Origin of the sequence: Syntrophobacter fumaroxidans MPOB, assembly GCF_000014965.1 — a bacterium.
Taxonomy (GTDB): domain Bacteria; phylum Desulfobacterota; class Syntrophobacteria; order Syntrophobacterales; family Syntrophobacteraceae; genus Syntrophobacter; species Syntrophobacter fumaroxidans.
The window spans coordinates 3038724-3052798 of sequence record NC_008554.1; the positions used below are offsets into that span (position 1 = coordinate 3038724).

Consider the following 14075-nt stretch of genomic DNA (forward strand, 5'->3'; position numbering starts at 1 on the left):
CACCGGGAATTCCCCGGCCGTTCCAACCGGGGCGACCGTGCAACCCATAGGCATGCTCTCCCCCGGCAACCGGGCCCCCTACCCTAGAACAAGGCCCTGGTGAATTCCTCGGGATCGAAGGGCCGCAGGTCATCCAGGCTCTCACCGATGCCGATGTAGCGCACGGGGAGCTGCAGCTCATCTGAAATGGCCACGATGATTCCTCCCTTTGCGGTACCGTCGAGCTTGGTCAGAATCAGGCCGGTAACCCCGATTTCCTCCTTGAAGAGCCGGGCCTGGGACAGTGCGTTTTGACCGGTGGACGCGTCCAGAACGAGCAGGATCTCGTGGGGGGCCGACGGGTCTTTCCTGTTGACCACCCGTTGGACTTTCTTCAGTTCTTCCATGAGGTTCACTTTGGTATGCATGCGCCCGGCGGTGTCGAGCAACACGATGTCCATCCCCCTGGAGACCGCGGCGTCCATGGCGTCGAAAGCCACTGCAGACGGGTCGGACCCGCTCTTTTGCTTGACCACCGGAACGTTGACCCGCTCCCCCCAGAGTGAGAGCTGCTCGACGGCGGCCGCCCGGAAAGTGTCCGCCGCCACGAGCATCACCTTGAGCCCCTCACTTTTGAACTGGTGGGCGAGCTTGCCGATGGTCGTGGTCTTCCCGACACCGTTCACTCCGATGATCATGATCACGAAGGGACGCGCCGAACGCGGATCCCAGGCGGAACTCTCCACGGAAAGGATCCGGGTGATCTCTTCCCTCAATTGATCGCGCAGCTTCTGGGGGTCCTTGAGCTCCTGTCTCTTGATCTTGTCGGCGACCTTTTCCAGGAGGAGTTGAGTGGTCCGCACGCCCAAGTCCGAGGTGATGAGAACCTCCTCGAGCTCATCGAGCAGGTCCATGTCGATTTTCTTCCGGCCGAGGACCAGCCGGTCCATGCGGTTGATGAACTGTTCGCGGGTCTTGTGCAACCGGTCCCGCAAGCGTGAGAAGAATCGCCTTTTCCCGGAAGCGGCTTCCTCGCCGGCACCGGTTTCATCGTCCACTCCAAAGACCGCCTCTTCAACTTCCACCGGAGATTCATCGGGCTCCTCCCCGGCGCCCGGCGCGATGTCGAGCACCTCTGCCGGTTCGACCCGCGCTTCCGCCTTCCTATCCGGAACGGCTTCCTGGGCGGGCGCGGTATCGAGCGCAGCTTCCGGCTCGGCCCGCACCCCTGCCGCCTCCATCTCCACCGCGGCGGTCGGAGCGGATTCTCCCTCGGCCGCCTCGGGCTCCGCCTCCGCAGCCGACGGCAGCTCGGCCTCCGGCTCCCGATGCTCCTCCCGCGGAACCTCGGCCGTCTTGCTTTTGCGCCTGAACCATCTGATCATGTTTGCGGCATTCCTCCCGAAACAGGCAAGTCATGGAAAACGGCATGCGAGCAGGCGCACCGTTCCCCCCGTCCGTCCGGATGAAATCTCCCCGGACCGGTCCACAAGCAGGGAAGGTTACGGTCGTTCAGCCCGCCCGCGCCATTCATGAATCACCTAATCGTCATAATTTTTTCCATCTTTCGCCTTTTTGGTCGCCCGCTCACGGATTTTGCTCTCGGTCCATTCAGCCGGATCTTCCATTCGGGTGCCCTTGGGACCCAGATCGTAGGAACCCGCCTGGAGAATGGCATCGATGGCCAGCGGCGCGGTGTCCCTGGCATTGAACACATTGGTGAGCAGCTCGTAGACGAAATCTTCCACGCCCTTCGCCATCCTTTCCCGTATTTCTCTGGGGAGACCGAAGAGCTTATTCTCGAAAGGAAGGTTCAGTTTCTTGTAGTCGCCCTTTTTCAGCCCGCTGTTCTTGGCATACGCCACCATCTCAGCCCACATCTGATCGGTCATGCCCTGGTCCGACAATTTGACGAATTCCCCATTCTCGTCCAGGAAGGCATTGCCGTATTCGTTCACCTTCACTCCCCACGTGAGCATTTGCAGGGCTGTGGCGACATTGGCCTTGGTGGTGCGGGTTTCCTGAGCAATCTGCCTCAGGCGTTTCGAATCGTTGCCGGAAGTGCCGTGCTGAGCCCCCGAAACCTTGTACTTGGCCAGAGCGTTGTGGATCTCCACCGTCAAGGGCACCTGTATGCCCGCCGCACTCTCCTCTATGCCATGGGTCGTGCCGTTGTTCAGTGCGATCCAGTCCGGAAAAATGTCGTGGGCATTGAGCCCTCGGATGAGGAAAAGCGCCTCGTCAACCGTCGAAAGCCCTTCTTTTCCCTTGATTTCACCGACTTCGGTTTCATACCCAGCCCACTTGGGAACATAAGGATTCAGAGCAATATTGGCCAAAAGGTTCTCGTCGTCGGCAAGGTGCGAGGCATCGATGGCGATGGAGGTAATGCCCGCATCGAACATGGACGGGATCTCCATTTTGGCCGTTTCGACGTCCCGGGCACTCTGGATTCCGTAATGGTCGGCATGGACGGCCACGGGCACGGTTATGCCCAGTTCATTGCAGACGGCATCCACCTGCATCGCCATGTTCCAGAAGTTGGTCGCGCAGTAGGCCTTGGCTCCGCCCTCGGATTTGGCGATCTCGATAATGATGGCTGCATTCGCGCGTTGCGCGGCCCGCAGCGCCCCTCGGATGACGAAATGGCTTCGGCCGTTCGCCGCAATCGTCATGGCCTTTCCTTTTGCCGTCATGGCCCGATCGATCACCTTGCCGCTGACAATCAGCGCCCTGGAGTTGGGGAAGAGCCTCACGATATTGGGGGGACGCCCGATTTCAAGTGCCTTTTGAAACGACATGCCAATCCTCCTTTCCTTTCCGGCTGCCAATGGCAGGACTCCTTGATTGCAGTTGCCTCTATGCTTGTTTGATTTCAAAAAGGTTTCCGTCGTCATCGCCGGCGAAAGTGATTACGGAACCTCCTTTGGGAACCTGTATGACCATCACGTTCAAGCTTTTACATCGTTCGAGAAATGAACCCATATCAGCCACTTGAAGACAAACATGGTCGATACGCCGCTCATTGCCCCGATGACGATTGTATATGAAGATCTCGAAATGGACGTATTCATTCTTATAGTCAAAAATCGTCAACTCGGAATCAATGTTGAATATCTCCGAAGATAGTGAGGACGGCAAAACCTTTGGTCCTGACTTTTGACATTCGAGAAGACTTTTGTAGAACTTATCGGCATTTTCCTCAGAGCTGCATGCGAGCGCAACATGTATTAATTTCATCCATTTCTCCACATGCAATACAATTACGTAGAAAATAGACTCCAGGGTGAAACTGTTTTCATGCTTTGTGGGTGAAGCGCAGCCTCATGGATAATTGCGTTCAAAATGATACTCTAAAAGCGTGGGGGACGTATCCCCCACACCCCCTCGCCGCTTCGCGGCTCCGTGTGGCGCTGCGGCGGCGGCCTTCGGCCAGTCGCCGACAGCGCCGAGCACTCGGCCTCACGCGCTTGCGCGTGTGGCCGAAACTTGGGGGGTGCGGGGGAATCATTCCCCCGCTCTTTTGTGCTTGAAAGATCCATCTTGAACGCACCTCCGTACAAATCACTTCTTTACCGCTTTTCTATGGTACATAATTCCTGATCCGTTGTGTTAATCAACAGGCTCAAATTTCATTTGGCTTGATGATTACCTTGATTGACTCGTTGGCGTCTATAACCAATTGAAACCCTTTCGCAATATCACGCAAGGGAAGTCTGTGCGTGATCATATCCTCCACCTCGATTCTTCCTGACTCAAGGAGCTTCAGTGCATCATCAATATCGGGAGGCCCACAATAGTAGGAAGTGAGGATTCTGATTTCCCTGGTCCAGAAATCGTTCACAGGCACAACAATGTCCCTGCCCGGTCCCGGGACGGCGAAGAATACGATCGCGCCTCCCTTATCCACGCATCTCCACGCCTGTTCCACGGCGGAGACCGCGGATGTGCATATCATGACCGCGTCGGCCTTTTTGTCGCCTGCAGCCGCGAAACTTTCAGAAACATCGCCCGCGGCATCGACGATGAGATCCGCGCCGAGTTGTTCCGCGAATGCCAGTCTCTTGCGGTTCACGTCCGCCGCCACGACCCTGCAGTCCCGGGCTTTGGCAAGTTTCACGTGCAGCAGGCCCGACATCCCGCACCCGAGCACCACAACCGTTTGGCCCGCTCGTATTCCGGCAAGTCTCTGAGCTCTGACCACACAGGCCAGAGGCTCAATGAAAGTGCTTTGATCATAGGTGATGGTGTCCGGTAGATGATAGGTCCCCTTTTCCACAAGAATCTCGGGGACAAGAATATATTCCGCAAAGCCGCCGGGCAGCCTGACTTTGATTTCCGCGCACTGAGGGTAATGACCGTTCCTGCAGTAATGACACTCCATGCATGGAACCTTGGGAACCGCGAAGACCCTTTCGCCGACCTTGAATCCCGTTACGGAACTCCCGACCTCGACCACCTCGGCTCCGATTTCATGTCCCTGAACCAGCGGCGCCCTGGGCTTGCGGTACCATTCGACCACGTCGCTTCCGCATATGCCGCACGAAGCGACCTTCAAGAGCATTTCCTTCGGGCCGGGCCTGGGGGTAGCCACTTCCTCGATTCTGATATCGTTGTTGGAGTGCCAATAGGAGACTTTCATCTTCTCACAAACCCTCAAAGCTCCGTTACAGTCATTATCAGCCTTGATGCTTCAGCGTGTTATAAAGGTCGAACGCTTTTTGCGGCGTTTCGTTGTCGTGGACCACCGCACGCACGGCCTGAATCATGGCAACCGGAGCGTCCGACTGGAATATGTTCCGCCCCATGTCCACACCGGCCGCCCCTTTTTGAACCGCATTGTAGGCCATGGTCAAGGCGTCCAGTTCCGGAATTTTCTTGCCGCCCGCCATCACAATCGGCACGGGACACGATGCCGTCACCGTCTCGAATCCATCCTCGATGTAGTAGGATTTGACGTAATGAGCGCCGAGCTCGGCGCAGATCCTGGTTGCCAGCCTGAAGTACTGGGCGTCACGGGCCATGTCCTTGCCCACCGCGGTCACGGCGAGCGTCGGAATCCCGTAGCGAGTACCGAGATCCACCATTCTGGTCATATTGATGATGGACTGCCTTTCGTATTCCCCCCCGATAAAGACTTGCACCGCCATGGCACAGACATTCAGACGGATGGATTCCTCGATATCCACCGCGATCTCCTCATTGGAGAGCTCCTTGAGTATACTGGTGCCTCCGGAAACTCTTAGAACAATTGATCTTGAAGTGGATGGCGGCACAATGGTTCTTAGAATTCCTCTCGTCAACATCAACGTATCCGCATGGGGAACCAGAGGAAGTATGTTGATATCGACCCGTTCCAATCCTGTTGTGGGTCCTTGAAAATATCCATGATCGATGGCCAGCATGACAGTCCGTCCGCTGTCAGGATTGAATATCCGCGCCAGCCTGTTCTTCATCCCCCAATCCAGGGAGTTTGAACCCTTGAGGAAAAATCCATCTGTCTTTTGTGGGGTGTCGATATGGAATTTCTTGGCCTCCTTGATTTCATCTACATCAGGCATTTATCTTCCTCCTTTCCCGTTGTTTGCACTTATTCCATATTATGGGGGCCCGGCCGTCCACCGGGAGGCGCCGTCCGTGCTCTTTTCACCCATCCGTCGGATGGGCTCCGGCGGACACCGGCGCATGAGGCGCTCTGGTCGTTGGACCCTCGGTACGTCGCCCGTCCCGGATTATACCCCGCATTTCGTCAGTGTCGAGCAGACGGTCGTTCCACAGCGCGGGGGAAAGACCGGCACGAGCCCATGCCCGGAGGCAAAATGCATCGAGGCTCACGCCGCGCGTGCGAACGGCATTCCGGGACCGGATTTCCGCCCGGACAAGTTCCGATGCAACGCCGAAATCGGCAAAACCATACGATTCCCCAATCGAACATGCAAGCGATATGTCCATCAGACCGGTTTTTGCGATTCCAGGCCCCTCCACGTCCCCGAATTCCGAAACGCCCTCCCGCCCGGTGCCGCCGGCCTTGACCGCAAGCCGTTATTGGCCGGTTTTCCGAAAAAACGCCGTTTTCCAACACGCATTGTCGCGTATAATCCGGGGGTGATTTCGTTGAAACACAAGGCCGGAGGCGGGCACGTCGGGCCGCCCGGGTAAAACCGAACCGACGATGAAAGAGAGCCTATCGGGGGGCACGGGCATGCGCGAAGAAACGGCATTGCGGTCGGAATTAGTGGCAATCTGCAGGAAACTCGAACGTAAAGGGCTGATCGCCTCGGCCGACGGCAACGTGAGTTGCCGGGTGGGCGCGGACCGTCTGCTCATCACGCCAAGCGGCAAGCCCAAGACAGACCTGGAACCGCGCGACCTGATCGGGGTGAATGCGCTGGGAGAGCGGGTGTCAGGCCATGGCAGACCTTCCAGTGAAATCCATATGCATCTGGCCGTGTATGCTCAACGAAGCGACGTTTCGGCAATCGTCCACGCCCACCCGCCTCTTCTCACCGCCATGACCCTCGCGGGACAGCCTTTCCGCGCCGACATTCTCCCCGAAGTGTGGCTGACCGTCGGCACAGTGCCCACGGCCCCCTACGCGACCCCTTCCACCTCTGAGGTACCCGACTCCATTGCCCCGTTCATCGCGGACCACCATGCCATTCTGCTGGAGCGGCACGGTTCGCTCACTTTCGGCAGGACCCTCGGAGAGGCTTACCGGCGGCTCGAAATACTGGAGCACGCCGCGCACACCCTGTTCTACGCCTTGCTCATCGGGGGCTGTCCGCCACCCGCGATGCCGGATAAGGACAGGGAAAAACTGGACCAGGTGCGCAAGAAGCTCTTTGCGTGAAATGAAGCAGCCCCGGCCATCCCGTCCGGCCCGGCAGCGTATCGGCCGTGACGGTCCGAGCGCACCGACGGTCCCTGAAGGTTTCATGCCTTGAGTATTCTCGAATCCACCACGACCATGCCTTCCGCATACGCCAGAACGGGATTCAGATCGATTTCCACGATGTCCTCGTGTTCCTCGGCGATGCGGGCGATTTTGAGCAGGCCGTCCACCAGGGCTTCCTGATCCACCGGGCGCCGGCCACGGAATCCTTTGAGCAGCGGAGCCCCCTTGATTTCGTCGATCATTTCCAGGGCATCGTCCCTGGTGAGCGGAAGCAGCCGCATGGAAACGTCCCTCAGTATTTCCACCGTCACCCCCCCGAGCCCGAAAATGATCACCGGCCCGAACTGAGGATCCCGGTTCATCCCGAGGATGAGCTCAAGGCCCGGCGAAGCCATCGCGCTCACGACCACCCCCGGGATGCGCGCTTGAGGGTGATGGGAGCGGACCCGTTCCATCATCTGCGTGTACGCGGAGCGCAATTCCAGCGCGGAGAGGATGTTGAGGCGCACCCCGCCGCAGTCGGACTTGTGCAGGATGTCCGGCGAATCGACCTTGAGCGAAACGGGAAATCCCATTCGATGCGCCAGGTGAACTGCCTTGCCCGGGCTGTCGGCGAAGCTGCTGATGATGCAGTCGAAACCCTTGGATTCCAGGAATTGCAGCCCCTCGTAAAGGCCCAGCTGCACGCGCCCGCTCGCGACCGGGAAAGTGGTCTGGGCCTTTCGAGCCTTACTCTTCGGCGGAATCAACTGGGCAAGAGCCTTCACGCCCCTTTCAGGGGTCGGAAACACCGGTATCCCACGCTGGTGCATCTTCATTCTCTCGGCGCGTTCGACTTCCGCTCCGCCAAGGAAGATAACCAGCTCATTGGCCTCGGGAGTCACCACTTCCGACGCGTCCAGGATGGGGTCGCCGAAAATGATGCCCAGCGTGTCGTAGTAAGGCCGCGCCCGCTGAATCACCTCCTGGAACATCTTGGCGTTGGCGTCGCCGGTGAGATCCAGGGGATTGGACCGGATCGCGTGCGGCGGAATGACCCCTTCCAACTGGCCCGCGAGCTCTTCGGGAAGCGCCGAAACCGAGAGTCCCTCCTGCTCGGCCGCATCGGTCGCCAGAATCGCCGATCCTCCCGAAGTGGTAATGTAAAGGATACGGTTCCCGGAGGGAGGCTTCAAATAAGCAAAACCCTTGGCAAAATCAAAGAACTCCTCGATGGTCTCCGCCCGGCACACCCCGTGCCGCCGGAACAGCGAGGCATAGATTGCGTCCGCTCCGGCGAGAGACTTCGTGTGCGACTCCGCAGCCACCCGGCCCCCCGGGGTCCTGCCCGATTTGAGTACCACGAGCGGCTTGCTCAGCGTGCTCAACACGTCGCGGAACCGCTGCGGATCCTTTATCCCCTCGATATATACGGCAATGACCTTCGTGTTGGGATCGCCTTCAAAATATTCGATGAGATCCACTTCGTCGATGTCGGCACGGTTGCCCAGACTGACAAAGCTGGACACTCCCAGTTCCTCGACGGAAAACCAGTCCATCATGGCCGCGCCGACCGTCCCGCTCTGACTGATCACCGCCACCCGCCCCTTATGCGTGAGCAACGGCCAGGACGCGCACATCGGATGGTGAGGGTTGTTCACACCCTGGCAGTTTGGCCCAACCAGGCGGATATCGTAATTGGAGGCCACCCGTACCAGTTCCTCCTGAAGCTTCGCCCCTTCGGCCCCGGCCTCACTGAAGCCGCCCGTCACGATCACCGCCCCCTTCACCCCCTTTTCACCGCAATCCCTCACGGCCTGGGGCACCATACGGGCGGGAATGATCACCACAGCCATGTCGACCTGGTCCGGAATGTCCTTGACGTTCTTGAAACAGGTCAGTCCCAGAATCTTCTCCGCTTTGGGATTGATCGGGTAGAGCGCCCCGGGAAAGCCCCCTTCGATGAGGTTCTTCAGAATCTCGTGCCCCAGCTTCCCCGCGCTGTCCGACGCTCCGATAACAGCCACACTGGATGGGTGAAAAAACGACCACAAATCGTCTCGAGCCATGCCAAACCTCTCCAAGATCCAAAGAATGTCAGGGACATGTCGTTGTCGCTGTCTGCCCTGCCGAACCTTCTCCTAGGCCATCTTTGCCGCTTTCTCGGCAACCTTTGCATTGAATTTGTCGGCCTGGATGATGAACCGTTCATGCGTGGCTTCACCGATTTTCTCGGCTTCGTCAAAAGCTTCCAGGCGGAATGTCAGCTTCCGGCCCTCCACGGCAATCACTTCAGTACGCACGCGCACCTCCATGCCAAGGGGCGTCGCCGCGGTGTGCTTCAGATTCATCGATATCCCGACCGACTGCTCTCCAGGGCTCAGGTGCGCATTGATCAGCTCCGCGGACACCCGCTCCATGAGGCCTCCCAGGATGGGGGTCCCGAGCACGTCGGGAAGATTGGGATAGAAACGTCGAGCTGAGTGCTCCGGCAGGGACTTGATTTTCAGTTCGTGACTCATACCTGCATGAAAAGGTGTATCCATGATGTCTCCTCTCTCTACGGGGTCAAACCTACACTTTTCACAAATCGCCGTAGGACGCAAGCTGACAACGAAGCATGAAAATGCGCCGGCCCGGTTCATTTCCTCACGAAAAAAGGAATTCGGCGGCACAGCCGGGATTTCGGCCCGCCCCGGACTGACGGTTGTGGTTTCGCGGACGCACAGGAGTACAACCTTGCCGTCTCGCATCAAGTGATCGGGCCGAGGTGCCGCCCAAGTTCCACCACGCTTCCTCGAAAGCCGCGGCAGCCTCGCCACCGAAACCGCGAGCCGGCAGCCCCGCATCCCGGAATCGACCAAGCGGCCGATGCCGCTCCCGCTCGCAATCCGCTCTGAGTATGGGAAGTCCCCTCGCCGCTCTGGAGGAGGAGGATGATCGCGTTGTCACCTGAGGCTCAGCTTCGTACGGGTCATGAGGGGGGAGTCACCGCAAACGCTTTCTCGAGATCGGAGGAGGCACGGCCCCCGGAAAAGCCTTTGCCCCGGGGAAACTCCGCCTCCGCCCGTCAGTGAGATTACATTATGACCGGCAATGATAACAACCAAAAACGCACACCGATTGACTTTCCACCAATGTTTTCTTAAGTTTCCTCTTGCTGCCGGGAATTCGGGAAATGTTTGCCCTCAGGAATCAGTAGTCGATTGCAGTTATGACCGGAACGGCCTGGAGCAAGGCCGAATCGACACCCCACCAGGACATGGACTCAGAAAGGAGAGGACTTTATGTCGAAGACCGAGAAGAATTTGAAGGAGGCATTCGCAGGCGAATCACAGGCCAATCGCCGCTACCTGGCCTACGCAGAGCGCGCCGAGGACGAATTCATGCATGGAGTGGCGAAGCTTTTCCGGGCGGTCGCGGAAGCTGAAACCATCCACGCCCACAAGCACTTGCGGACACTCGGAATGGTCAAGTCAACCGCCGAGAACATCAAGGACGCCCTGGAAGGGGAAGTGCACGAATTCAAGAACATGTATCCGCAGATGATCGAGGAGGCCAAGGCCGAAGGCCAGAAATCCGCGGAGATCAGTTTCCACCACGCCAATGAAGTGGAGAAGATTCACGCAAAGCTCTATGAGAAGGCCCTCGAAGACCCCGCGAATTTCCCCGTCCAGGACTACTACGTCTGCAAAATCTGCGGCTATACCGTGGGCAAGGAAGCCCCGGAAAAATGCCCCGTTTGCGGCGCCAACCAGAAGGCGTTCAAGAAAGTGTGATTTCTTGGATTCATTTCCAATGCAGACTGGTGAATCATTGCCGCCGGCGACGGCGGGACGGGAGCACGTCGGCCCGCCCCGCCCGCTGCCGTCGGCTGAGGGATGCGTGGGAACCGGGTGTCGGCACGCGCAGCGGCGGATAGGGGATTGAGGTCAGCAGGCGGCCGGGATGATCGGCATGCCCGCCGGATCGGCCTCACGTATAAAATGGCGAGCTCCATCCAGGCTGATGAAGAAGCGGCCGTCATCTTCCCGCAGCAAAGCCGCAAACTGGTAGTACGCGGGGCGTGAGAATCGCGCTCGAAATCTGCCGTCATGCACCCGGCAATAGAGGACGTTGGCTCTCCCGACCCACAGGGTGCCGGGAGCCAGGGGATGCCGGGACGCACGATGGCGAAAGCTCAGCAGCACCTGTTCGCCCTGGCCGGTTTTCTCCAGGTCCACGCGGGAAATGACGAAAGGCGTATCGGCAACGTCCAGAAGACACCGGGAATTTTCCCATTCCAGCAGGAACCTCTCGCCGGAAGTCAGCACGAGATGCTGGAAAAACAACTCGATGATTTCATCCCGGACGATTCTGTTGCCTTCATGGTACCAGTCCCCCTCCTCGTCCACGAAAATCCCGCAGGGCATGATCTCCGACCGCTCCGATCGGGCGGTCCCTTCGGCCTCGGCCGGTTCGGCCTCAGTCGACCCTGCGGCCTCGGACGATCCCGACGAACTTTTCTCGTCCATACACACTCCCGCCATTCAGCCTGTTGAAAAAGCCCGGGTGTCCCCCATCGCGTCACTCGCGGAGACCGTCAGAACACTTTCCTGCTGTCCAGCAGCAGCGTCACCGGCCCATCGTTGACCAGGTGCACCCGCATCATTTCCTGGAACATCCCCGTGGCAACGGGAACGGCTTGTTTTTTCAACTCTTCGACGAATTCCCCGTAGAGTCTCCTGGCCAGTTCGGGAGGTGCGGCCCCCGCATATGAGGGCCGGCGGCCCTTGCGGCAGTCGCCGAACAGGGTGAACTGCGAGATGACGAGCACACCGCCTCCAACCTCGCGGACCGAGAGATTCATCTTGTCGGATGCATCGGGGAAAATCCTGAGATTCACGATTTTCTCTGACAGGTAACGAATGTCTCCCGAGCCGTCGTCCGGGCCAACTCCCAGAAACACGAGCACGCCTTTGCCGATCCTGCCGGTCTCCTCGCCGTTGACCGTCACGCTCGCTTCCGCCACTCGCTGCACCACCGCACGCACGCTCGACTCCCCGTTGTCCCGCCGCCTTCTTCGGTTCCCTCCTGGTCGTTTGACCCGGCAAAACCGAGAAGATATAGTGTGTACCTGACCGTTGCCGTATCCGCTGTCGCAATTCGGACCGGCCGAAGCAGTTCCCGGCACCCCCCGCGCCCGCAAGACGGGCATTGGTCGCACGACGGGGTGCGGGAACGGTTGACGTCAATTCATAACTCATACGCCGGGATCATGTCAAAAGCGCCATTCATTCTTCTCGTCAATCCATGGATCAGGGATTTTGCGGCTTTCGATCTCTGGGCGAAGCCCATGGGGCTGCTCATGCTCGGCGCGCTGCTGAGGCAGGGCGGGTGCGGCGTCGCCTTCGTGGATTGCCTTTCGCGGCATGACCCCGCCACCGAGAATGCACCGGACGTTTTGCCGGGTCGCGACCGCCCCCACGGGACCGGCAAATACCACCGCATGCGGGTGGCGAAACCGGAAGTCTTTTCGGGCTTTCCGCGCACCTACTACCGTTACGGAATCCATCCGGACAGCCTGAGAAGTCAATTGACGGCGCTGCCGGTGCCTGACCTGATCTGGGTCACTTCCGCCATGACCTACTGGTACGAAGGCGTGAAAGAGACCGTCGCCGTGCTGCGGGAAGTGTTCCCGGCGGTGCCCGTCTGGCTCGGCGGGATCTACGCCGCTCTGTGTCCGGCGCACGCAGGCAAGGCAATCGGCGCCGACGAAATCGTCACCTGCCCGCAGGGGGATCTGCCGGATCGCGTTCGCGCCGCAACCGGTTTCACTCTTTCCAATCGGGTCGCCTGGAGGCATTTCAGGACATCACCGCCGCCCGCGCTCGACCTTCTTTCCCATCCGGCTTATGCGCCCCTGCTGACCAGTCGCGGCTGCCCGTTCCGTTGCCCCTATTGCGCCTCGGGGGTGCTCTACCCGGCATGGGAACGCCGCGACGCCTCCGCCATCCATGGGGAGATCGTTGCGTGGCACCGCCGTTACGGAGTGCTCGACTTCGCATTCTACGACGATGCGTTGCTGCTCCATGCGGAAACCTCCCTCAAACCCGCATTGGAACAACTTGCCGTCGAAGACCGCGGGCTCCGGTTCCACACGCCCAACGCGCTGCACATCCGGGCGCTCACCCCGGACTGGTGCCGGCTGCTCCATGCCGCCGGATTCAAGACGATCAGGCTCGGGCTGGAGACACTCGCCGAGGATGAGCACCGCCGGTGGGGAGGCAAGGTTCTCACGGGCATGTTCGAGACGGCCATGAAAAACCTCTTCGATGCCGGCTTCGCTCCCGAACAGATCGGGGTCTACCTGCTCTGCGGGGTTCCCGGGCAGTCGCGGCACGAGGTGGCCCGCGCCATCCGCGCGGTCGCTCGGACGGGAGCCAGGCCGCGCCTGGCGGAGTATTCACCGGTTCCGCGCACACCCATGTGGGAGGACGCCAGGCGGATTGCACCCTTCGATATCGAGGGCGAACCCCTGTTTCACAACAATTCTTTTTTTGCCTGTCGGCGGCCGGACTTCACTTACGAGCACATGAAGGAGTTGAAGCTGATGGCGGGAGACCATGATCGAGAAGGGCGCGGAGGCGCGCTCCGCCCGTCGAGAGTGGAAACGAACGGTTGAGGGCGGCCGCTTCCGCCCGCGGGCGGCGACCGTCGGCTCGGAACACCCATGCCGACGGAATCAATGGAGTGGAATCAGCCGATTGACCTGGCGGTTCACACTCCTGTAGATGTCCTCGTCGGTCCCGTAAATTTCCACGATACATTTGTGATCGATCAGTTTCTCGATGATGTACGCGGTCACGTACAGGCTGATGAAATGAGGCCTGGGAACCAGGGTCCGGATATTGGCCGTCTGGAACTGAATCTCGAAATCCTCCGCAGTGAGCAGGGTCTGCAGCGAAAAGTGGATTTGGTGCTCCAGGTCGTCCTTGCTGGTCGTTTCCACCAGTCTTTCCTCGATAAGCTTCATGACGATGCGATCGGCCAACTCGTCGATGTGCTCACGCAAAAGGTTCACGGCGTTGTGCCGCTGCGATTCCTTCTCGTGGTCAAGCCGCGAAATGACGGCGGATTCTCTGGCATTCGGTCGATATTCTCTTCCCACGAAATTTCCTTTCTCATTGTAAGCCCGCGTGTCGGAACCGTCCCATGGTCCGGTTCAGCAAAGCGCGTTCAA

At 59.2% G+C, this 14075-nt stretch carries 12 protein-coding genes; 3 read left to right on the forward strand and 9 right to left on the reverse strand.

All coding sequences use genetic code 11. From position 1 onward, the window contains the following. Window positions 1–83: 83 nt before the first annotated feature. The 4 genes from ftsY to lsrF form a co-directional block, all read right to left on the reverse strand. Window positions 84–1364: a signal recognition particle-docking protein FtsY gene (gene ftsY, locus SFUM_RS12705; protein ID WP_083764053.1), complete on the reverse strand. Its 1281-nt coding sequence runs from the start codon at window positions 1362–1364 to the stop codon at window positions 84–86. A 156-nt stretch (window positions 1365–1520) separates the two neighbouring features. Then, window positions 1521–2780 (reverse strand): class II fructose-bisphosphate aldolase, encoded by a 1260-nt coding sequence (locus SFUM_RS12710; RefSeq protein ID WP_011699309.1) that lies wholly within the window; start codon window positions 2778–2780, stop codon window positions 1521–1523. A gap of 824 nt (window positions 2781–3604) precedes the next feature. Then, window positions 3605–4621 (reverse strand): zinc-dependent dehydrogenase, encoded by a 1017-nt coding sequence (locus tag SFUM_RS12720; protein ID WP_011699311.1) that lies wholly within the window; start codon window positions 4619–4621, stop codon window positions 3605–3607. 37 nt (window positions 4622–4658) lie between these two features. Continuing rightward, entirely contained in the window at window positions 4659–5540 is an 882-nt protein-coding gene (lsrF, locus tag SFUM_RS12725; RefSeq protein ID WP_011699312.1) for a 3-hydroxy-5-phosphonooxypentane-2,4-dione thiolase, read from the reverse strand. A 611-nt stretch (window positions 5541–6151) separates the two neighbouring features. Between lsrF and SFUM_RS12735 the strand changes: the two genes are divergently transcribed. Next, window positions 6152–6829 (forward strand): class II aldolase/adducin family protein, encoded by a 678-nt coding sequence (locus SFUM_RS12735; protein WP_150109509.1) that lies wholly within the window; start codon window positions 6152–6154, stop codon window positions 6827–6829. A gap of 83 nt (window positions 6830–6912) precedes the next feature. On the opposite strand, the gene SFUM_RS12740 is transcribed toward SFUM_RS12735, so the two are convergent. Next, on the reverse strand, window positions 6913–8922 hold the full coding sequence (locus SFUM_RS12740; protein WP_011699314.1) for an acetate--CoA ligase family protein: 2010 nt from the start codon (window positions 8920–8922) through the stop codon (window positions 6913–6915). A gap of 72 nt (window positions 8923–8994) precedes the next feature. Next, window positions 8995–9399 carry a thioesterase family protein gene (locus tag SFUM_RS12745; RefSeq protein ID WP_011699315.1) on the reverse strand — a complete coding sequence of 135 codons (405 nt, stop codon included), beginning with the start codon at window positions 9397–9399 and terminating at the stop codon, window positions 8995–8997. 741 nt (window positions 9400–10140) lie between these two features. Between SFUM_RS12745 and SFUM_RS12750 the strand changes: the two genes are divergently transcribed. Then, entirely contained in the window at window positions 10141–10632 is a 492-nt protein-coding gene (locus SFUM_RS12750) for a rubrerythrin family protein (protein ID WP_011699316.1), read from the forward strand. 153 nt (window positions 10633–10785) lie between these two features. On the opposite strand, the gene SFUM_RS12755 is transcribed toward SFUM_RS12750, so the two are convergent. Next, entirely contained in the window at window positions 10786–11367 is a 582-nt protein-coding gene (locus SFUM_RS12755) for a DUF1285 domain-containing protein (RefSeq protein WP_011699317.1), read from the reverse strand. 68 nt (window positions 11368–11435) lie between these two features. Further along, window positions 11436–11885 (reverse strand): D-aminoacyl-tRNA deacylase, encoded by a 450-nt coding sequence (gene dtd, locus SFUM_RS12760; RefSeq protein ID WP_011699318.1) that lies wholly within the window; start codon window positions 11883–11885, stop codon window positions 11436–11438. A gap of 225 nt (window positions 11886–12110) precedes the next feature. Here dtd and SFUM_RS12765 point away from each other — a divergent pair, with 225 nt between their 5' ends. Further along, window positions 12111–13517 carry a B12-binding domain-containing radical SAM protein gene (locus tag SFUM_RS12765; RefSeq protein ID WP_049766369.1) on the forward strand — a complete coding sequence of 469 codons (1407 nt, stop codon included), beginning with the start codon at window positions 12111–12113 and terminating at the stop codon, window positions 13515–13517. Between the two features lie 60 nt (window positions 13518–13577). On the opposite strand, the gene SFUM_RS12770 is transcribed toward SFUM_RS12765, so the two are convergent. Further along, a complete protein-coding gene (locus tag SFUM_RS12770; protein ID WP_011699320.1) occupies window positions 13578–14003 on the reverse strand; it encodes a hypothetical protein in 426 nt (141 codons plus the stop codon). Window positions 14004–14075: the final 72 nt, after the last annotated feature.